Below are 17,638 nucleotides of genomic sequence, written 5' to 3'. Positions count from 1 at the left end.
TCAGTCCATGTGGAACATGCAGGGCAGCGGTTCCACCACGGGTGATCCGTCGGGGTTGGCGCGCATGATGTCACCCATATAGGCCCACCAACGTTGCATCACCGGGTGTGCGGGCAGCGCATCCATGCCATGGGTGGCAGTGCGCCGCAGGGTGGCAAACAGCACGTGGTGCTCTTCGTCCAGGTAGATGCTGTAGTCGCTCACGCCGCTGGTCTTGAGCAAGGCGCTGAGCTCGGGCCAGATGGCATCGTGACGGCGTTTGTATTCCTCGGCCTGACCGGGATGCAGGAACATGCGAAAGCCAATCTTTTCGGTACTCATGCGTGGGCTCCCTTTCTTCCATTGCGTTTGAGCAGGCGGGGCAGCACCATGGACACGATCAGCAGCACGCCGATCACCATGGACATGACGATGCCGGTCACATTGGCCATGCCCATGCCAAAGGTGAACAGACCCAGCAGCAGCACCGCCAGCATGGTGCCCACGATGCTGCCGCGCCCGCCTTCGATGGCCACGCCGCCCAGGATCACCATGGTGATGGCATCGAGCTCCCAGCCCATGGCAATGTTGGGGCGCGTGCTGCCGATGCGCCCGGTGAGCAGGATGGCCGCAATGGCAGCCATCAGGCCGGCAAACACAAACAGCAGGAAGCGGTAGCGGTCCGCCTCAATGCCCGAGAAGCGCGCAGCCACCGGGTTGGCGCCAATCGCATAAATGCGTCGGCCCATGATGGTCCGGTGCAACACCAGCCCCACGCCCAGCGCAAACACGCACAGCAGCACGAACTCGATGGGCACCACCAACCAGCGCACGCCGATGACTTCGCCCAGATAGGCATTGCCCAACGTGGAGAACACTTCCGGATAGCCCGAGATGGACTGGTCGCCCAAGGCCACCAATGCAAGACCGCGGTAGAGCGACAGCGTGCCGATGGTGACCACGATGGAGGGCAGCTTGTAGCGCGTCACCAGCAGACCATTGAAGGCGCCCGCCACCACGCCTGTCAACAGGGCCGCAGCCGCAATACCCCAGGGGCCCAAACCGGCGCGCATGCTGTATCCCATGGCCAGGGACGACAGCGCCAGGATGGCGGCAATCGACAGGTCAATCTCACCGCAGACGATCAGCAGCGCAATGGCCAAGGCGAGCAGGCCTTTCTCGCTGAAGTTGAAGGTGCTGTCGGCCAGGGTGTCCACACTCATGAAACCGGTCTGCGTGGCACCAAACACCGCCAGCAGAACCACCAGCAATGCCAACAGCACGCGCTCCCATGTATTCCAGGCCTTCATGCCGCTGCTCCCTGACGTTCCAGAATCTGCCGGCCGGCGCGGCGCTCCGAGCGCGCATTCACGGCCACCGATATCAAAATCACCGCACCCGAAATGGCCTGCTGCCAGAAGGGTGACACCTGGATCACCGGCAAGGCACCATTGACCACCCCGATGAACAGCACACCCAGCGCCGCCCCCAGCACCGTGCCCACACCGCCGCCTATGCTCACGCCGCCAATCACGCAGGCCGCCACCACGGTCAGCTCATAGCCTGCGGCCAGCTCGGTATAGGCAATCGAATAGCGCCCCACCCACAGCAATCCGGCCAGACCGGCCAGCATGCCCGAGAGCGTGTAGACCATACGCAGGCGGCGCGGCACCGAGATGCCGATGTAGGTGGCCGCGTGCGGGTTGCCGCCCAGCGCATAGATCTCGCGTCCTTCCTTGCGCAGCTTGAGAAAGACCGCCGAGAGCGCCAGCACAATGAGCGCAAACCACACCAGCGCGGGCAGCCCCAGCCAGACTTCGCGCGGCAGGCCCTTGATGCCCTCGTGGATGTCCTGGTCCGAAATCCAGGCGCCCTTGGCCGCCACAAAGATGGCACCGCGATAGGCCGACAGCGTGCCCAGGGTCACCACGATGGGCGGCAGGTTGAAGCCGGTAATCAACCAGCCGTTGACTGCACCCAGCAGCCCGCCCACGCCCAGCGCCACCAGCATCAGCAGCACGATGGACATCTGCGGAAAACTGCGGCCCAGCAGCGCGCACACCATGCCGGTGAGCGCAAGGTTGGAGGCCACCGACAGGTCGATGCCACGGGTCAGCAGCACCATCATCTGGCCCATGACCAGAATAGCCAGGATGGCCGAATCGTTGGCAATGTCCATGCCATTGCGCAGCGTCAGGAAGACCGGCGCACGCGCGCCCACCACCAGCGTGATGACGGCAATGATGGCCACTAGCAGCCACTCACGACGGATGTTGAACAGGTTCTTCATGCCACGGCCTCCAGGGCATGGTGCGCAGCCTGTGCACTGCTGCCGTCCAGCCCGGACGCCGCTGCCACGATAGCCTCGGCATGCATGTCCCCGCGAGCAAACTCGGCCACTTGCAGCCCGTGGCGCATGACGATCACGCGGTGCGCCAGGTTCATCACCTCGGGCAATTCGGAAGACACCAGAATCACGGACAACCCCTCTTTCACCATCTCTGCAATCAGGTGGTACACCGCCTGCTTGGCGCCCACGTCAATACCCTTGGTGGGCTCGTCCAGGATCACGATCTTGGGGTCCAGCCCCAGCCACTTGGCAATCACCACCTTCTGCTGGTTGCCACCGGACAGGCCGGAAAGCAGGGTGTACGGCGAAGCAGTCTTAATGCGCAGACGCTCGGTCATGCGCTGGCACAGGGCCGACTCCTTGAGGGCCGACAACCAGGGCCCGGTGGCAAAGCGCGCCAGGCCCGCCAGGCTGATGTTGTCCTGCACCGAAAAGCTCAATATGCCGCCCTGTCGCTGGCGCTCCTCCGGCACATAGGCAATGCCAGCGGCAATGGCGTCGCCGGGGCGGCGCGCGTCCAGCCTGCGGCCCAGCACTTCAAAGTCGCCACGGGCGGCCGGGTTCAGGCCCATGAGGGCCAGCATGGCTTCGCTGCGCCCGGCGCCCACCAGTCCGTAGAAGCCCAGGATTTCCCCGCGGCGCAGGTTGAAGTGGATGTCGCAGAACTCGGTGGGGTGCGACAGGTTTTTCACCGACAGCACCTCGTCTCCCGGCACCGAGTCGATGTGTGGGTAGATCTGGTCGATGGCACGTCCGGCCATGAGGCGCACCAGCTCCTGTTCGGTGGCATCGGCAATGCGACCGCTGCCTACGGCAGCGCCATCGCGCAGCACCAGGTAGCGGTCAGCCACGGCAAAGATTTCATCGAACTTGTGGGTAATGAAGATGATGCCAACGCCCTGGTCGCGCAGCTTGCGCACAATGCCGTAGAAGTCACGTATCTCGGCCTGCGACAGGGCCGCGGTGGGCTCATCCAGGATCACCACCAGCGCCTTCTGCGACAGCGCCCGCGCAATCTCCACCAGATGCCGTTCGGCCAGGCTCAGGTCCTTGACCAGGGTGGTGGCGGTGAAGCGCGCGCCAATGTCATCCAGCACGGCCTGGGCCTGCACGTTCATGGCAGCCCAGTCGATAAAGGGGCCACGCATGAGGTGGCGGCCCACAAAAATATTCTCGGCCACGCTGAGTTCTTCGAACATCACCGTTTCCTGGTGCACAGCCAGGATGCCTGCGGCCTGGGAGGCCTGTGCATTGGCAAAGCGCTGCGGCACACCCTGCAGGGTGATGGCGCCCTCGTCCATAGGGACTACGCCGGTGAGCATCTTCACCAGCGTGGATTTGCCGGCGCCGTTTTCCCCGACCAGAGCCAGTACCTCGCCGGCATACAGCGTGAGGTCCACGCCACGCAGGGCACGGGTCGCGCCGTAGCTCTTGTGGACGCCGCTTAGGGCTAGCAACACTTCATCGGACATCAAAGGATTCTCAGTTTCAAAATCGTCATGCTCGCATGGATTGGGGTACGCCGCTGCCAGCCTTTGTGCTTGTCAGGTTGCGTACGCCGATGGCAGCGGGGTGGCCGTTTCCGTCCGTGTCCCCCGCCCTGCGGGCTCCTCCTTTACCTACCGGAAACGGCCACCCCGCCGCCATCGGCAGGCCACGCTGTTGGAACGCACAGAACGAACGACCGTGGCACGCTAACACAGTTGGCTGACACAGGACGGCGTGGCGCTCGGCGCCGGTAGGTAAAGGAGGAGGACTGGGCCCCGCCCAGTCCGGGGGACACGGACGGCGCTGAGTGCCACGCCGGCCTGTGTCCACCACCAACAAAGCAAACCAGATGTGTCAGAAGAACTTGGCAAACTTCTCCACGTTGGAAGCGTCATAGGTAAAGGGCTCAGCCATCGCAGCCTCGCCATTGGCATCCAGCGTCACGGTACCGACGCGACCCAGCGACACCTTGTCACCCGCCTTGCCAGTGACCTTGCCGGAGATGAACTGGCTGGCCGCCATGATGGAGGAGTAACCCAGATCGATGGGGTTCCAGATCGCAAAGGACTTCACCGCGCCGCTCTTCACATGGCCCGCCATTTCAGAGGGCAGACCCAGGCCGGTCACGTAGATGCTGCCAACCTTCTTCTCGTCCTGCACGGCCTTGGCCGCTGCGGCCACACCCACGGTGGTGGGGGCAATGATGGCCTTCAGGTTGGGGTAGCTCTTGAACAGGCCCTGGGCTTCGCGGTAGCTCTTGTCGGTCTGGTCGTCACCGTAGACCACGCTGACCAGCTTCAGACCCTTGTAGGCGGGCTGTGCCAGCACCTTCTTGGCTTCCTCGATCCAGATGTTCTGGTTGGTGGCTTGTGCAGTGGCCGACAGGATGGCGATCTCGCCGTTGTCACCAATGGCCTGCTGCGTCATCTTCACCAGCTTTTCGCCGATCAGCGGATTGCTGGAGGGGTTGAGGTGCATCAGGCGGCCGTCCTTGCGCACGCCGGAGTCAAAGGAGATGACCTTGATGCCACGGTCCATGGCGCGCTTGAGCGAGGGTGCCAGCGCATCAGGGTCATTGGCGGAGATGACGATGGCCGAGACCTTCTGGGCGATCAGGGAGTTGACGATTTCGATCTGGCCTTCGGCGGTGGCCTTGGCCGGGCCGGTGTAGATCACCTCCACGTTCTTGAGTTCCTTGGCGGCTTCCTGCGCACCCTGGTTGGCCGCGTCGAAGAAGCCATTGCCCAGGCTCTTGACGACGAGCGCAATCTTGTCGGCTGCCATGACAGGGCTGACCAGCACTGCGCTCAAGGCAACGGCCAGCAAGGTCTTCAATTGTTTCTTCATTTATGTCTCCTGGATGTAGTTACTGAAAAAAGACCCGAAGGCCGGTCTCGATGCCTGCAGGTGCTTGACGCACCAACGCAGGACTCGATGGGGAGCGGTGCATGCCCTTTGCATGCACCTTCAAACAATGCCGCCACTACCACCGGCCACCGCCGGACGGTCCTTGGCAACCTGCTGGCGATAGCCGCTGGCGCGGTAAGCGCCTACCGGGTCAATCGCACCGCCGGCTTCCAGGCGCACGCGCTGCAGGATGGGGGTGACGTCGGTCTCGAAGCCGCGCTTGAGCGCCTGCGTGGCCAGCAGTGCATCGTTGGCTTGCTGCGCGGCGTCCAGCGCGGCGCGGTCCACGATAAGGGCCTGCGCATAGCTGCGCTGTACCTGGGCGGCGCTGGTCATCAGGCTCTCGATAGGGTCTGTGACGTTGTGGCTCTGGTCCAGCATGTAGGCTGGGTTGAAGCCGGCCACTTTCTCGTGCGCGGCAGACACCAGTTCGTTGAACACCAGGAAGAGGCGGTAGGGTGCCACGCTGCCGGCATCCAGATCGTCGTCGCCGTACTTGCTGTCGTTGAAGTGGAAACCCGCCAGCTTGCCCGCGGCAATCAGGCGGGCCACGATCATCTCGATGTTGACGTTGGGCGCATGGTGGCCCAGGTCCACCAGGCACTGGGCCTTATCCCCCAGAGCACTGGCTGCCATGAAGCTGCTGCCCCAGTCCTGGATCACGGTGCTGTAAAAGGCGGGCTCGCAGATCTTGTGTTCCAGGAACATGCGCCAGTCGCCGGGCAACTCGGCGTAAATCTGGCGAGCGCTTTCCAGGTAGCGGTCAAAGGCACGGCGGAAATGCTGCTGGCCGGGGAAGTTGCTGCCGTCTCCAATCCACACGGTCAGCGCCTTGCTGCCCAGCGCCTTGCCGATTTCGATGCACTCGATGTTGTGCTCCACAGCCTGTGCGCGCGTAGCGGCATCCGCGTGGGTCAGGCTACCGAATTTGTAGCTGTGCGCCTGGCCTTTTTGGTCGGAGAAGGTGTTGGAGTTCATGGCATCAAACGCCAGGCCGTAGCCGCTGGCGGTCTGGCGCAGCTCGTTCCAGTCACTGCACTTGTCCCATGGGATGTGCAGTGACACCGTGGGTGTAGCGCGCGCGAGCTGCTGGATCACACCGCAGTCTTGCAGCTTGTCAAACACGTTGCGGGGCTCGCCCAGCCCGGGGAAGCGGGCAAAGCGTGTACCGCCGGTGCCCACGCCCCAACTGGGAATGGCCACACCGAATTGGGCCACCTGCTGCTTGATGGTGTCGATGTCGATATTGCGACGCGCCAGTTGCTCGCCCAGGTACTCGTAATCGGTATCGGCATGGCGCTTCACCGTGGCGTTGTGCTCCTGGATCTGGTTGGTGGAAAGTATGGGCATGGCAGTCCTTGAAAGCGGTGAAAAGTTAGCGCGTGAAAGCCGCGAGGTTACCGGCATCCACGTTGAGGATGTTGCCGGTGCTCTTGGCACTCAGATGTTCGGCGCAGAAGAAATAGGTGGCCTCGGCAATGTCTTCGGGAAACACGCTGCGCTTGAGCATGGAGCGGTCACGGTAGAAGGCTTCCAGGTCCTGCTCATCGACCTTGTTGGCAGCGGCGCGCTCCTGGCTCCAGCTGCCCGTCCAGATCTTGCTGCCGCGGATGACGGCATCGGGGTTGACCACGTTGCAGCGTATGCCCAGTGGTGCGCCTTCGAGCGCAAAGCTGCGGGAGAGCTGGATTTCTGCGGCCTTGGCAGCGCAGTAGGCCACCGCCTGGTTGCTGGCCACCATGCCGTTCTTGCTGGCGATGAACACCATGGAGCCGCCCACGCCTTGCGCCTTCATCAGACGGAAAGCTTCGCGCCCCACCAGGAAGTAGCCGGTGGCCAGAATGCTCTGGTTGCGGTTCCACAGCGCCAGCGTGGTGTCCTCCAGCGGCGAGGCCGAAGCAATACCGGCGTTGGACACCAGAATATCGACGCCGCCAAACTCCAACGTGGCGCGGGCATAAGCTGCCATGACCGACTCTTCGCTGGTGACATCGCACACCACGCCGCGCACCACGTCCTTGCCGTATTTTTTGGACAGCTCGGCAACGGTGGTATCCAGCGCTGCGGCATCGATGTCCAGCAGCACGGCGCAAGCGCCTTCCTGCAGCTGGCGCTCCACGATGGCGCGGCCAATGCCGCCTGCTCCACCGGTCACCAGCGACACCTTGCCCACCAGCGGCTTGGCCTTGGGCATGCGCTGCAGCTTGGCTTCTTCGAGCAGCCAATATTCGATGTCAAACGCTTCCTGCTCCGGCAGCCCCACGTAGGTGTCCACCGCGTTGGCGTCGCGCATCACGTTGATGGCATTCACATAGAACTCGCCGGCAATGCGGGCGGTTGCCTTGTCCTTGGCAATGGAGACCATGCCGATGCCGGGCAACAGGACGATGACCGGGTTGGCATCGCGGATGGCCGGGCTGTCGGCGCGCTTGCAACGCTCGTAGTAAGCGGCGTAATCGGCGCGGTAAGCCACCAGCTTGGCTTCCAGCGCTTCGGCCAGCGCCTTGCCTTCAAGGGTGTAGACCGACTCTTCCACGATCATGGGTCGGATCTTGGTACGCAGGAAATGGTCCGGGCAGGACGTACCCAGCGCGGCCAGCGGCACCAGGTCGCGGCTGTTGACGAATTCCATCACGGTGTTCTGGCGGTCTACATGCAGCAGCTTGTGGCCGGACTTGGACGTCAGACCGCGCAACACCGGCAGGAGGCGGGCCAAAGTGGCGTCCTGCTCGGCGGTGCCCAGCGACTTGCGCGCCTCACCGCCAAAGCTCACCGCCTTGCGCGCCACGCGTTCCTCGGCCAGCCAGTTCTGTGCATGCTCGATCACACCGACCGTGTTTTCGTAGCAGGATTTGGAATCTGCACCCCAGGTGAACAGGCCATGCCCGGCCAGTACCAGTCCACGCTGGTCGGGGTGCGCGGCCTGGTAGCGCTGCAGCATCAGACCCAGCTCGAAGCCGGGCTTGCGCCAGGGCAGCCAGCCCACGGTGCCGTTGAAGATCTTCTGCGTCAGCGCTTCGCTGTTGGCCATGGCGGCAATGGCGATCACCGAGTCCGGGTGCATATGGTCCACATGGGCAAACGGCAGGTAAGCATGCAAGGGCGTATCGATGCTGGCGGCGCGCGGGTTCAGGTTGAAGGTGCAGTGCGGCAGATAGGCCACCATTTCATCTTCGTGTGCGGGGCCACGGTAGATGCCTTGCAGCGCCTGCAGCTTGTCCAGATAGAGCGTGGAGAAGCCATCCAGCTTCATGGAGCCCACGTCACCCCCCGAACCCTTGACCCACAACACCTGCACGGGTTGGCCGGTCAGGGGATCGGTCTGGGTGATTTTTGCCGAGGTGTTGCCGCCACCGTAGTTGGTGATGCGCAGGTCGGAGCCCAGCAGGTTGGAGCGGTACAGCAGAAGACCGGGTGCGTCGAGAGAGGCAGCATGTTTCGGATTCCATTTCGGGAAAGGCTTGGGGGCAGGGGTTTGGGTCATGTCTATGCAGTGGCTACGAATTGAGGGTGAATGTAGGTGGCTTCATCCATAGCCGCAATGCATATATTTTTATGAAATTCATAAGCAACACTGATACATTCAGCATGCCCGCAAACGTCCACAGGAAGCCCGGTCCGCACTGTCACGGAGGCGTCTGGCGAAGGCATTGAAACCAAGGGAAAACACCAATGAAACAGCACGCCAGCAAAGCCCCTAAAAAGTCAGCAGCCTCAGGGATTTCCCGCAAGGAAAAAACGCCCGTCGCAGATACGCCCTTCACCGGGCGTGACAGCTACCTCAAGAACCTCACGCTACGGCAGTTGCGCCTGTTCGAAGCGGTGGCTACCCACCTGAGCTATTCACGCGCTGCCGAGCAGATGAACGTGACGCAACCGGCAGTCTCCATGCAGGTGCAGCAGCTCGAATCCGACCTGGGTCTGCAACTGCTGGTCAAGGTGGGCAAGAAGGTGACCCTGAGCCAGGCCGGTGAAGAGATGCTGCGCCAGTCGCGGCGCATCCTGAGCCAAGTGCAGATTGCGGAAGAGGCGGTGGCGGCCTTTCACACCACCGAAGGCTCCAAGGGCGGTTTTCTTCATCTGGGCGTGGTGCCCACCGCGCATTACTTTGCACCCAAGCTGCTGATGGCCTTTGCCCAGGAGTGGCCGGGCGTCAAGTTCAAGCTCACGGTGGACCGGCGCGACGCGATCCTGGGGATGTTGCAGGACCATCAGCTGGATGTGGCCATTGCCGGCTATCCCCCCTCCGAGGCAGACCTGGAGGCAGAGGCCTTCGCACAGCATCCGCATTGCATCGTGGCCGCAGCCAACCACCCGCTGGCAAAGAAGCGCCGAATCACCTGGGAGGCGCTGAAGGACGAGCCCTTCATCTTCCGCGAACCCAACTCGGCCACACGCCAGTTCTTCGAGCACCTGGTGCAGGCGCAGTCGCTGCAGGTGAAGGTGTCCATGGAGCTGTCGGGCAACGAGACCATCAAGCAGGCCGTGATGGCCGGCATGGGCATCAGCTTTCTGTCGGCACACACCTTCCAGATCGAACTGGAAGCCGGACGCCTGTGCGTGCTGCATCTGGAAGATATGCCCAAGATGCTGGACTGGTGCCTGCTGCACCGGCGCGACTCTTTTCTCTCGGGGGTGAACGATGCATTTCGCACCTTCGTCATGCAGCACGGCGCCGGATTGGCACAGTGCCGCATCTGAGCACCGATTCGCGCTAGACTGGCTTCTCCTTTCCGTCTGGAGGCCTTCACGGTTCCGCCATGGCTACAAGAGTCGACCCTGAAATTGCAAACCTGCTCTCCGAGAACGTGGGCGCGCGCAAGGTTTACGTAGAGCCGATTCCGCCCAAAGCCGTCACGCCCACCATTCGCCTGGACCAGCAGATCATCAAGAAGATCGCCGACCGGGTGGCTATCTTTGCCCATCTGCCGCAGGATGGTCTGCTGGCGGCCCTGGCGCTGGGCGAGGTTCAGCACTACCGGGCGGGCGATGTGCTGTTCCGCGAGAAGGACCTGGGCCGTTCGTTCTACGTGGTGATCGTGGGTGCCGTGGATGTGGTGAAGGAACGCGAGGGGCGTGCCGTGCGCGTGGCCTCACTGGGTGTGGGCGAATGCTTTGGTGAAATGGCGCTGGTGCGGGACGACCTGCGCACCGCCACCGTGTTGGCGCAGGTGGACTGCGTGACGCTGTGCTTCCAGCGTGCACGCATCGATGCCTACGCCAGCATCGCCTCGGTCATCTACAAGAACATTGCCGGAGTGCTGGCACGCCGTCTGGACGAGCGCAACAGCTCGATGGCGGACCGCATGGTGCAGGACAGCCCTGGCGATCAGCCGCCCAGGTAGGCCTCTTCCACCTTGGGGTCAGCCAGCAGATTGGCACCGGTATCGGACAGCACGATCTTGCCGGTCTCGATGACAAAGCCGTGGCGCGCGATCTTGAGTGCCTGGCGCACGTTCTGCTCCACCAGCAACAGGCTCAGACCCGCCTGGTTGATTTTGACCAGGGTGTGGAATATCTCCTGCACCAGGATGGGGGCCAGCCCCATGGAAGGCTCATCCAGCAACAGCAGTTTGGGCTTGGCCATCAGGGCGCGGCCAATGGCCAGCATCTGCTGCTCGCCACCGGATAGGTTGCCAGCGTATTGGGCCGAGCGGTCCTTGAGACGCGGCAGCAGGTGGAAGACTTCCTCGAGTGTGCTGGCAATGCCGCTCTTGTCTTTGCGGGTGTAGGCGCCCAGCTGCAGATTCTCCAGAACCGTCATGGTGGAGAGGATGGCGCGGCCTTCGGGCACCTGCACCACACCCCGCTGCACGATCTGGTCCGGTGAGAGGCGGGTAATGTCCTCACCCTCGAATTCCACGGTGCCACGCTTGGGGCGCAGCAGGCCGGAGATGGCAAGCATGGTGGTGCTCTTGCCCGCACCATTGGCACCGACCAGGGCCGTGATCTCGCCCTGCTGCAGCTCCATCGAAATGCCTTTGACCGCTTCGATATGGCCGTAGGCAACCGCCATATCCGTCACGCGCAGGCACACGCTCATGCCGCATCCTCCTTGCCCAGATAGGCTTCAATCACTTCGGGGTTGTTGCGGATCTGGTCGGGCGTACCTTCAGCGATGATGCGACCGAAGTTGAGCACCGCAATGCGGTCGCACAAGCCCATCACGAAGCGCATGTCATGCTCGATCATGAAGACACCGTAGCCGCGCTGGCGGATGTTGCGGATCTCTTCCATCAGAATGGTCTTTTCCGAAGGGTTCATGCCGGCCACCGGCTCGTCGAGCAGCAGCAGCTTGGGTTCGGTGGCCAGGGCACGGGCAAACTCCAGCTTGCGCTGGTCGCCATACGACAGGTTGTCGGCCAGGGTGTCGGCCTTGTGGTCCAACCCCACCCAGGTCAGCAGTTCCAGTGCACGTTCGCGGGCACGCTTCTCGGCTGCGCGGTAACCCGGCGTATTGAACAGCATGCCGAAGGTGCCGTAATGAAGATGGTCGTGCAAACCCACCATCACGTTCTCCAGCAGATCCATCTCCTTGAAGATGCGGATATTCTGGAAGGTGCGCGCAATGCCGCGCTGGGTGATGCGGTGGGACGGCAGGCCCACCAGGTCTTCCCCCTGGAAGGTGATGCTGCCGCTGTTGGGCTGCAGCAGCCCGGTCACCAGGTTGAACACCGTGGTCTTGCCGGCACCGTTGGGGCCAATGAGGCCGTAGATGGTGCCTGCGGGCACCTCGAAATTCACGTCATGCAAGACATGCAAGCCACCGAAGTGCTTGCCGACATTGCGGATGGACAGCAACCCGGCGCTCATGCGCGGCCTCCTTCATTGCGACTGGACTTGTTGCGGTTCAGCCAGGCGCGTACGCGGCGTGGCTCCCAGATGCCCTTGGGCAGGAACAGCACCACCAGCACCAGAACGGCGCCGTTGACCAGCGAACGGAAGTCGTGCAGGAAGCGCAGCAGCTCGGGCAGCAGGGTCAGAATGGTGCCGCCCAGAATGGGCCCCACCAAGCCGGACGTGCCGCCCAGCACCGTCATGGTGAGGAAGTCCACAGCGGTCTCGAAACCGTATTCGCGCGGGCTGATGAAGAAGGTGAAGTGGGCATTGAGTGCACCGCCCACACCGGCAATGAAAGCGCCCAGCACGAAGGCCAGCAGCTTGTAGCGCGCCACATTGATGCCCATCAGGCGGGCGGCCACTTCGTCTTCCTTGATGGCTTCAAAGGCGCGACCTACCTTGGAGCGACGCAGGCGTGCCAGGCCGTAAATGGTCAGGCCCAGCAGCACCACGATGTGCCAGCCTTCGGTGGATTGGGGAATGCCGTTGAGGCCTTCCGGCCCACCGGTGATCTCCAGGTTGAGCACGGTGATGCGCACCACTTCACCAAAGGCCAGTGTGGCCATGGCCAGGTACACGCCTGAGAGGCGCAGCACCGGCACACCGATGATCAGTGCCACCAGCGCGGGCGCCAGGCCACCAGCCAGCAGCACGGCAGGAAAATCCCAACCTGCCTGCAAGGTCAGCAGCGAGGCCGTATAGGCACCGATGCCCATGAAGGCCGCATTGGCCAGCGAAAGCAGACCGCAGGAAAGTGTCAGCCACAAGGACAGCGCCAGCATGGCGTGCACACCCACGGTGAACACCAGCGTGCTGTAGGTGGACCAGAAATCGTTGAGCCAGGTCATCATGCCTTCCTCTCCAGCTGACGCCCGAACAGCCCCGAGGGCCGTACCAGCAGGATCAGGAACAGCAGGCCGAAGGCCACCGCGTCACCCATCTGGCTTGACAGGTAGGCCTTGCTGATCACCTCGGCAAAACCAAGGAACAGGCCGCCTATGAGCGCGCCACGGATATCGCCCATGCCGCCCAGGATGATGACCGCAATGCCCTTGTGCAGCATGGGCTGGCCCATCTGCGGCGTGATGGCATTGAAGTCCAGACCGATCAGCACACCGGCAATACCGCCCAGCGCAGCCGCCACAAACGAAGTCGTGTGAAACAGCGTCTCCACCGGAATGCCCAGCAGCCAGGCCGCCTTGGGTGACTCGGAAATAGCCCGCAGCGCACGGCCCAGCTGGGTACGCTTGAGGATGGAGAACATCACCGCCATGAGCACGAAGGCGATCAGCACAATGCCGACTTCCAGCGCACGCACATGCACATTGCCGACGACGAACTCGCCAGCGGGCAGCGTCTCTTCCGGAAAGCGCAGGGCTTCAGCTCCAAACAGACCCTGTGCCGTGGTGGTGAGCATGATGCTCACACCGATGGTGGCAATCATGGGGATCAGGTGGGGCGCATTGCGCATGCGCAAGGGCTTGAGGATCAGCACGTCCACCAGCATGCCGATGATGCCGCTGACCAGCATGGCCCCCAGCATGGCCAGCCAGAGCGGCAACTGAAACCGGGTAACCAGGCCCAGCGCCACATAGCTGCCCACCATGAACAGTGCGCCGTGCGACAGGTTGATGACAGCCAGCACACCAAAAACCAGCGTGAAGCCCAGGGCGAACAGGGCGTACACGCTGCCTAGCGTGAGTGCGTTCAGAAGTTGTTGTTCTAGCATGGGGATTTGAAAGTCAATGGGGCCCGGTAAGGGCCCCCTGGAGCAGCAAGGCCAAATGCCTCACCTTTGGACAGACAAAGCCCGTCTTATTTGCCTTCAAACAAGGTGAACTTGCCGCTGCGCACCACATAGATGAAGGGCTTCTGGTCGGCATCCCAGCCGCCCGGCTTGCCATCCTTGGTCTTGGCAGGACGGAACTTGAACGGACCGGTAGCGCCGTTGATGGTGGTCTTGGGCAATGCGTTCTTGAGTGCTTCGCGGTCCGCGGCCAGATCACCCGTCAACTTGACGTCCTTGAGCGCAGCTGCGGCAATGTTCAGCGCATCGTAGGCCTGGGCCGCGAACTGGTTGGGCTCGGCGTTGTACTTCTTGTTGTAGGCGGCCACAAAGGCCTTGTTCACCGGAGCCGGGTTGGTGTTGGACCAGGGGCTTCCAACAAAGGTGCCTTCGCCAGCCAGGCGGGAGATTTCAAACAGCTTGGGCGAGTTGAATCCGTTGCCGCCGATGAAAGGCGCCTTGATGCCCAGACCGCGGGCCTGGATCATGATGTTGGCAGCTTCTTCGGCCAGGCAGGAGCAGACCACGGCGTCGGGCGCGGAAGCTGCGATCTTGGTGAGCTGGGCCTTGAAGTCCACGTCGCCCTTGACATAGGTCTCGGTGGTGGTGACAGGCAGGTTGCGCTCGGCCAGCACACCCTTGAACACGTCGTAGCCGCTCTTGGTGAAGGCATCGTCATTGCCGTAAATCACGGCGACCTTCTTGAGGTTGTAGAACTTCTGTGCGGTTGCCACGGTGACGGGCAGCACGTCGGACTCCATCACGGAATTGCGGAACACGTAGGGGCCAATGTCGGTGATGCCGTTGGCAGTCACCGAGGTGCCGAAGATGGGGGTCTTGGCAGCGTTGGCCACCGGGCCGCCCGCGAACATGGAGTTGGACAGTGTGGGGCCGAAGACCATCAGCACCTTGTCCTGGAACACCAGCTTCTTGACCACGTTGATGGCTTCTTCCTTCTTGCCCTGTTCGTCTTCGATGACGAGCTGGATCTTGTCGCCATTGACGCCACCCTTGGCATTGATTTCATCCGCTGCGAGCTGGAAGCCGTTGCGGATGGCAACACCGTATTGCGCTGCGCCACCGGAGAGGGCTTCGGCCACACCGAACTTGATGTCTGCAGCCTGAACCAGTCCGGCAGCTACAAGGGAACCAACGAGAGCGAGGGATTGGGGTAGATAACGCATGTATGTTCCAGCTAAGTCAGTGGCGAAAACTGCCCGGCATCTCGCACAAGAGCCGGCCAGGCAATCGGAAAATAGAAGAACCCAGAACAGCCACCATCTGCAATGGGTCGCAAGAGGCGAGCCCGCATTCTAGCGTGCCTTGGTTTGCCAAAGGGTAGGTGCTTGTCCCGTACAAGACCTGCACGCGCGCGGCTCAATTGCTTTCGCCAGTGCCATCGCCCAAGGCCGCCTGCAGCATCTCGATGAAGGCGCGGGTCTTGGCCGGCATGAGGCGACGCCCCACAAAAACCGCCCAGGCTGCGTCGGATGGCAGACACCACGCAGACAGAACGCGGCGCAGCTTCCCACGCTTGACCAAGGCCTGGGCAAACCGGTCCGGCACCGCGACGATGCCAGAGCCCCGGGTGGCCATGCGCACCAGCATGTCGGGCGAGTTGGCGGCAAAGGAGCTGGGCGGCGCGCCCTCCCAGCGCTGGTCATCCTTCTGCAGCGTCCAGATCAGGGGCTCGTTGTTGCGCTTGAGGAGCAGCAGGCCCCTGTGCTTTTCCAGATCCTGCGGAGTGCGGGGTGTGCCATGTTCGGTCAGGTACGCAGGCGATGCATACAGGCCATTGGTCATCGTGGCCAGTTTGCGCGCCACCAGCGTGGCGTCATCCTGCAGCACACCGAAGCGCAAGGCAATGTCAAACCCTTCGGCCAGCAAGTCCACGCGCCGCGGCGACAAATCCATTTCCAGCGAAACGCCCGGATGCATGGCCGAGAAGGCGGCCAACATATCTTCCAGCAGGTACACCGCCACCTCGCTGGGCATGGACACGCGCAGGCGTCCGGTGGGCTGGACCTGGCGATGCTCGCGCAAGGCGGCCACGGCATCCACTTCTGCGGCCACCTGGCGGGCGTGCTCGAGCAACTGCAGACCGAACTCGGTGAACGACGAGCGCCGGGTGGACCGCACCATCAGCCGCTCGCCCAGTTGCTCTTCCAGAAAGGACACGCGGCGCGAGACCGTGGACTTGGGCAAGCCCAGCCGCTCGGCGGCCTTGCTGAAGCTTCCGGAATCGGCCACACGGGCGTAGATCAACAGATCGTTGGGATTCAATTGTTCCATGAATGGAACGATGTTACCCATTTAACCGACTTCTGCAAATGTTTCAACAACAATACAGTTCACCCATCAACCACTCTTTTTAAAGGAAATCACTATGTCCAAGTCCCTGCAAAACAGCCTCAACCTGGGTGCCCGCATTCTGCTGGCCGCCCTGTTCCTGCCCGCCGGCATCGGCAAGCTCACCGGCTTTGGCGGCACCGTCGGCTACATCGCCTCCGTTGGCTTGCCCTTGCCTACCCTGGGTGCCGCTTTGGCCCTGACGGTGGAAATCCTCGGCAGCCTGGCATTGCTTGCCGGATTCGGCACACGTGCAGCCGCCCTGGTGCTGGCCGTATTCACCCTGGTCGCCAGCTTCTTCTTCCACGCCTTCTGGGCCGTACCCGCCGACCAGGCCTTTGTGACACAACTGCTGTTCTTCAAGAACATTGCAGTCGTGGGCGGTTTGCTAGCCGTGGCCGCCAATGGCGCTGGCGACTGGAGCCTGGACGCCCGCAAGCAATAGGCCAGTAATCCAATCAAGGAGCACACACCATGGAATCCACCGCAACCACCGGCAACACCTGGACCCGACAGATCGCAGATGACGGCTCCTTTGTGCGCCGTCCCACGGGATTCCATGGCGCCGTCACCGCCCAGGCGGGACGGCACCAAGCCGAAGGCGGCCGCTACCACCTGTATGTGTCCCTGGCCTGCCCCTGGGCCCACCGCACGTTGATCGTGCGGGCCCTCAAGGGCCTGGAGAACGCCATCAGTGTGGACGTGGTCCACCCGTTTCTGTCGGACAGTGGCTGGTCCTTCGGTACCGACTTTGCCGGCGCCACCGGTGACCGTGTGGGAGGCAGGAGCTACCTGCAAGAGGTGTACCGCCAGGCTGAGCCCGGTTATGACGGCATCGTCACCGTGCCGGTGTTGTGGGACAAGAGGCTGGGCACCATCGTCAACAACGAGTCGTCCGAAATCATCCGCATGCTCAATACCGAGTTCGAAGAATTTACGACGCACGCCGGGCTCGATTTGTACCCAGAGGCCCTGCGCAGCGAGATCGATGCCGTCAACGCCTGGACCTACCCGAGCATCAACAACGGCGTCTATCGCAGCGGTTTTGCACGCAGCCAGTCGGCGCATGAACGTGCGGTGAACGAACTGTTCGCCGCGCTGGACCGCGCCGAGGACATCCTGTCGCGCCAGGACTATCTGGTGGGCAATGTGTTGACCGAGGCCGATGTGCGCCTGTTTCCGACGCTGATCCGCTTTGATGCGGTGTACCACACGCACTTCAAATGCAACCGCAAGCTGATTGCGCAATACCCGGCGCTGCACCGCTACATGGCGCGCATCTACCGGCTGCCCGGTGTGGCAGGCACGGTGAATCTGGATCACATCCGCTACCACTACTACGCGTCGCACAAGCACATCAATCCCAGCGGCATTGTTCCGCAAGGTCCTGACGTGTTTCAGCAACTGACAGCAGCCCGCATCTAAACCGCTCACCAATT

17 protein-coding genes are annotated in these 17,638 nt (G+C 62.5%); 4 read left to right on the top strand and 13 right to left on the bottom strand.

Annotated features, from left to right (window positions below):
* The 7 genes from rhaM to AAGF34_RS13035 all read right to left on the bottom strand — a co-directional run bounded on the left by rhaM (nucleotide 1) and on the right by AAGF34_RS13035 (nucleotide 8,708).
* Nucleotides 1–321: an L-rhamnose mutarotase gene (gene rhaM / locus AAGF34_RS13065; protein ID WP_342616160.1), complete on the bottom strand. Its 321-nt coding sequence runs from the start codon at nucleotides 319–321 to the stop codon at nucleotides 1–3.
* Nucleotides 318–1,289: an ABC transporter permease gene (locus AAGF34_RS13060; protein ID WP_342616159.1), complete on the bottom strand. Its 972-nt coding sequence runs from the start codon at nucleotides 1,287–1,289 to the stop codon at nucleotides 318–320. The genes rhaM and AAGF34_RS13060 overlap by 4 nt, the downstream gene beginning before the upstream one ends.
* On the bottom strand, nucleotides 1,286–2,269 hold the full coding sequence (locus AAGF34_RS13055) for an ABC transporter permease (protein ID WP_342616158.1): 984 nt from the start codon (nucleotides 2,267–2,269) through the stop codon (nucleotides 1,286–1,288). The genes AAGF34_RS13060 and AAGF34_RS13055 overlap by 4 nt, the downstream gene beginning before the upstream one ends.
* On the bottom strand, nucleotides 2,266–3,801 hold the full coding sequence (locus AAGF34_RS13050) for a sugar ABC transporter ATP-binding protein (RefSeq protein WP_342616157.1): 1,536 nt from the start codon (nucleotides 3,799–3,801) through the stop codon (nucleotides 2,266–2,268). Before AAGF34_RS13050 ends, AAGF34_RS13055 begins: the two co-directional genes overlap by 4 nt.
* A gap of 370 nt (nucleotides 3,802–4,171) precedes the next feature.
* Nucleotides 4,172–5,164 carry a rhamnose ABC transporter substrate-binding protein gene (gene rhaS, locus AAGF34_RS13045; RefSeq protein WP_342616156.1) on the bottom strand — a complete coding sequence of 331 codons (993 nt, stop codon included), beginning with the start codon at nucleotides 5,162–5,164 and terminating at the stop codon, nucleotides 4,172–4,174.
* 120 nt (nucleotides 5,165–5,284) lie between these two features.
* Nucleotides 5,285–6,574 carry an L-rhamnose catabolism isomerase gene (gene rhaI / locus AAGF34_RS13040; protein ID WP_342616155.1) on the bottom strand — a complete coding sequence of 430 codons (1,290 nt, stop codon included), beginning with the start codon at nucleotides 6,572–6,574 and terminating at the stop codon, nucleotides 5,285–5,287.
* A 25-nt stretch (nucleotides 6,575–6,599) separates the two neighbouring features.
* Nucleotides 6,600–8,708 (bottom strand): bifunctional rhamnulose-1-phosphate aldolase/short-chain dehydrogenase, encoded by a 2,109-nt coding sequence (locus tag AAGF34_RS13035; RefSeq protein WP_342616154.1) that lies wholly within the window; start codon nucleotides 8,706–8,708, stop codon nucleotides 6,600–6,602.
* A 188-nt stretch (nucleotides 8,709–8,896) separates the two neighbouring features.
* On the opposite strand from AAGF34_RS13035, the gene AAGF34_RS13030 reads away from it, so the two are divergent.
* Together AAGF34_RS13030 and AAGF34_RS13025 are read left to right on the top strand one after the other, a co-directional pair.
* Nucleotides 8,897–9,925 carry a LysR family transcriptional regulator gene (locus AAGF34_RS13030; protein WP_342616153.1) on the top strand — a complete coding sequence of 343 codons (1,029 nt, stop codon included), beginning with the start codon at nucleotides 8,897–8,899 and terminating at the stop codon, nucleotides 9,923–9,925.
* Nucleotides 9,926–9,984: 59 nt separating this feature from the next.
* Nucleotides 9,985–10,569 (top strand): cyclic nucleotide-binding domain-containing protein, encoded by a 585-nt coding sequence (locus tag AAGF34_RS13025; protein WP_342616152.1) that lies wholly within the window; start codon nucleotides 9,985–9,987, stop codon nucleotides 10,567–10,569.
* Here AAGF34_RS13025 and AAGF34_RS13020 read toward each other — a convergent pair.
* The 6 genes from AAGF34_RS13020 to AAGF34_RS12995 form a co-directional block, all read right to left on the bottom strand.
* Nucleotides 10,554–11,267 carry an ABC transporter ATP-binding protein gene (locus AAGF34_RS13020; protein WP_342616151.1) on the bottom strand — a complete coding sequence of 238 codons (714 nt, stop codon included), beginning with the start codon at nucleotides 11,265–11,267 and terminating at the stop codon, nucleotides 10,554–10,556. The two genes, AAGF34_RS13025 and AAGF34_RS13020, sit on opposite strands and share 16 nt — an antisense overlap.
* Nucleotides 11,264–12,025: an ABC transporter ATP-binding protein gene (locus AAGF34_RS13015; RefSeq protein WP_342621088.1), complete on the bottom strand. Its 762-nt coding sequence runs from the start codon at nucleotides 12,023–12,025 to the stop codon at nucleotides 11,264–11,266. The genes AAGF34_RS13020 and AAGF34_RS13015 overlap by 4 nt, the downstream gene beginning before the upstream one ends.
* Nucleotides 12,026–12,033: 8 nt before the next feature.
* Entirely contained in the window at nucleotides 12,034–12,912 is an 879-nt protein-coding gene (locus tag AAGF34_RS13010) for a branched-chain amino acid ABC transporter permease (protein ID WP_342621087.1), read from the bottom strand.
* Nucleotides 12,912–13,793: a branched-chain amino acid ABC transporter permease gene (locus AAGF34_RS13005; protein ID WP_342616150.1), complete on the bottom strand. Its 882-nt coding sequence runs from the start codon at nucleotides 13,791–13,793 to the stop codon at nucleotides 12,912–12,914. Before AAGF34_RS13005 ends, AAGF34_RS13010 begins: the two co-directional genes overlap by 1 nt.
* Before the next feature lie 86 nt (nucleotides 13,794–13,879).
* Nucleotides 13,880–15,034 (bottom strand): ABC transporter substrate-binding protein, encoded by a 1,155-nt coding sequence (locus AAGF34_RS13000; RefSeq protein ID WP_342616149.1) that lies wholly within the window; start codon nucleotides 15,032–15,034, stop codon nucleotides 13,880–13,882.
* Nucleotides 15,035–15,227: 193 nt separating this feature from the next.
* Complete coding sequence (locus tag AAGF34_RS12995) at nucleotides 15,228–16,163, bottom strand: LysR family transcriptional regulator (protein WP_342616148.1); 936 nt, start codon at nucleotides 16,161–16,163, stop codon at nucleotides 15,228–15,230.
* Between the two features lie 73 nt (nucleotides 16,164–16,236).
* Between AAGF34_RS12995 and AAGF34_RS12990 the strand changes: the two genes are divergently transcribed.
* Nucleotides 16,237–16,644, top strand: a complete 408-nt coding sequence (locus AAGF34_RS12990) for a DoxX family protein (RefSeq protein WP_342616147.1) — start codon at nucleotides 16,237–16,239, stop codon at nucleotides 16,642–16,644.
* A gap of 29 nt (nucleotides 16,645–16,673) precedes the next feature.
* Nucleotides 16,674–17,624: a glutathione S-transferase family protein gene (locus tag AAGF34_RS12985; RefSeq protein ID WP_342616146.1), complete on the top strand. Its 951-nt coding sequence runs from the start codon at nucleotides 16,674–16,676 to the stop codon at nucleotides 17,622–17,624.
* Nucleotides 17,625–17,638: the final 14 nt, after the last annotated feature.

This window comes from Rhodoferax sp. GW822-FHT02A01 (assembly GCF_038784515.1).
Classification (GTDB): Bacteria; Pseudomonadota; Gammaproteobacteria; order Burkholderiales; family Burkholderiaceae_C; genus Allorhodoferax.
This window is presented reverse-complemented; position numbering and strand designations above follow the sequence as displayed.

Coding starts and splice junctions, on each gene's coding strand:
- AAGF34_RS13000 (WP_342616149.1), bottom strand. CDS start 15,034: ATGCGTTATCTACCCCAATCCCTCGCTCTCGTTGGTTCCCTTGTAGCT.
- AAGF34_RS13055 (WP_342616158.1), bottom strand. CDS start 2,269: ATGAAGAACCTGTTCAACATCCGTCGTGAGTGGCTGCTAGTGGCCATC.
- AAGF34_RS12990 (WP_342616147.1), top strand. CDS start 16,237: ATGTCCAAGTCCCTGCAAAACAGCCTCAACCTGGGTGCCCGCATTCTG.
- rhaI (WP_342616155.1), bottom strand. CDS start 6,574: ATGCCCATACTTTCCACCAACCAGATCCAGGAGCACAACGCCACGGTG.
- AAGF34_RS13020 (WP_342616151.1), bottom strand. CDS start 11,267: ATGAGCGTGTGCCTGCGCGTGACGGATATGGCGGTTGCCTACGGCCAT.
- AAGF34_RS12995 (WP_342616148.1), bottom strand. CDS start 16,163: ATGGGTAACATCGTTCCATTCATGGAACAATTGAATCCCAACGATCTG.
- AAGF34_RS13035 (WP_342616154.1), bottom strand. CDS start 8,708: ATGACCCAAACCCCTGCCCCCAAGCCTTTCCCGAAATGGAATCCGAAA.
- rhaS (WP_342616156.1), bottom strand. CDS start 5,164: ATGAAGAAACAATTGAAGACCTTGCTGGCCGTTGCCTTGAGCGCAGTG.
- AAGF34_RS12985 (WP_342616146.1), top strand. CDS start 16,674: ATGGAATCCACCGCAACCACCGGCAACACCTGGACCCGACAGATCGCA.
- rhaM (WP_342616160.1), bottom strand. CDS start 321: ATGAGTACCGAAAAGATTGGCTTTCGCATGTTCCTGCATCCCGGTCAG.
- AAGF34_RS13010 (WP_342621087.1), bottom strand. CDS start 12,912: ATGACCTGGCTCAACGATTTCTGGTCCACCTACAGCACGCTGGTGTTC.
- AAGF34_RS13025 (WP_342616152.1), top strand. CDS start 9,985: ATGGCTACAAGAGTCGACCCTGAAATTGCAAACCTGCTCTCCGAGAAC.
- AAGF34_RS13060 (WP_342616159.1), bottom strand. CDS start 1,289: ATGAAGGCCTGGAATACATGGGAGCGCGTGCTGTTGGCATTGCTGGTG.
- AAGF34_RS13005 (WP_342616150.1), bottom strand. CDS start 13,793: ATGCTAGAACAACAACTTCTGAACGCACTCACGCTAGGCAGCGTGTAC.
- AAGF34_RS13030 (WP_342616153.1), top strand. CDS start 8,897: ATGAAACAGCACGCCAGCAAAGCCCCTAAAAAGTCAGCAGCCTCAGGG.
- AAGF34_RS13050 (WP_342616157.1), bottom strand. CDS start 3,801: ATGTCCGATGAAGTGTTGCTAGCCCTAAGCGGCGTCCACAAGAGCTAC.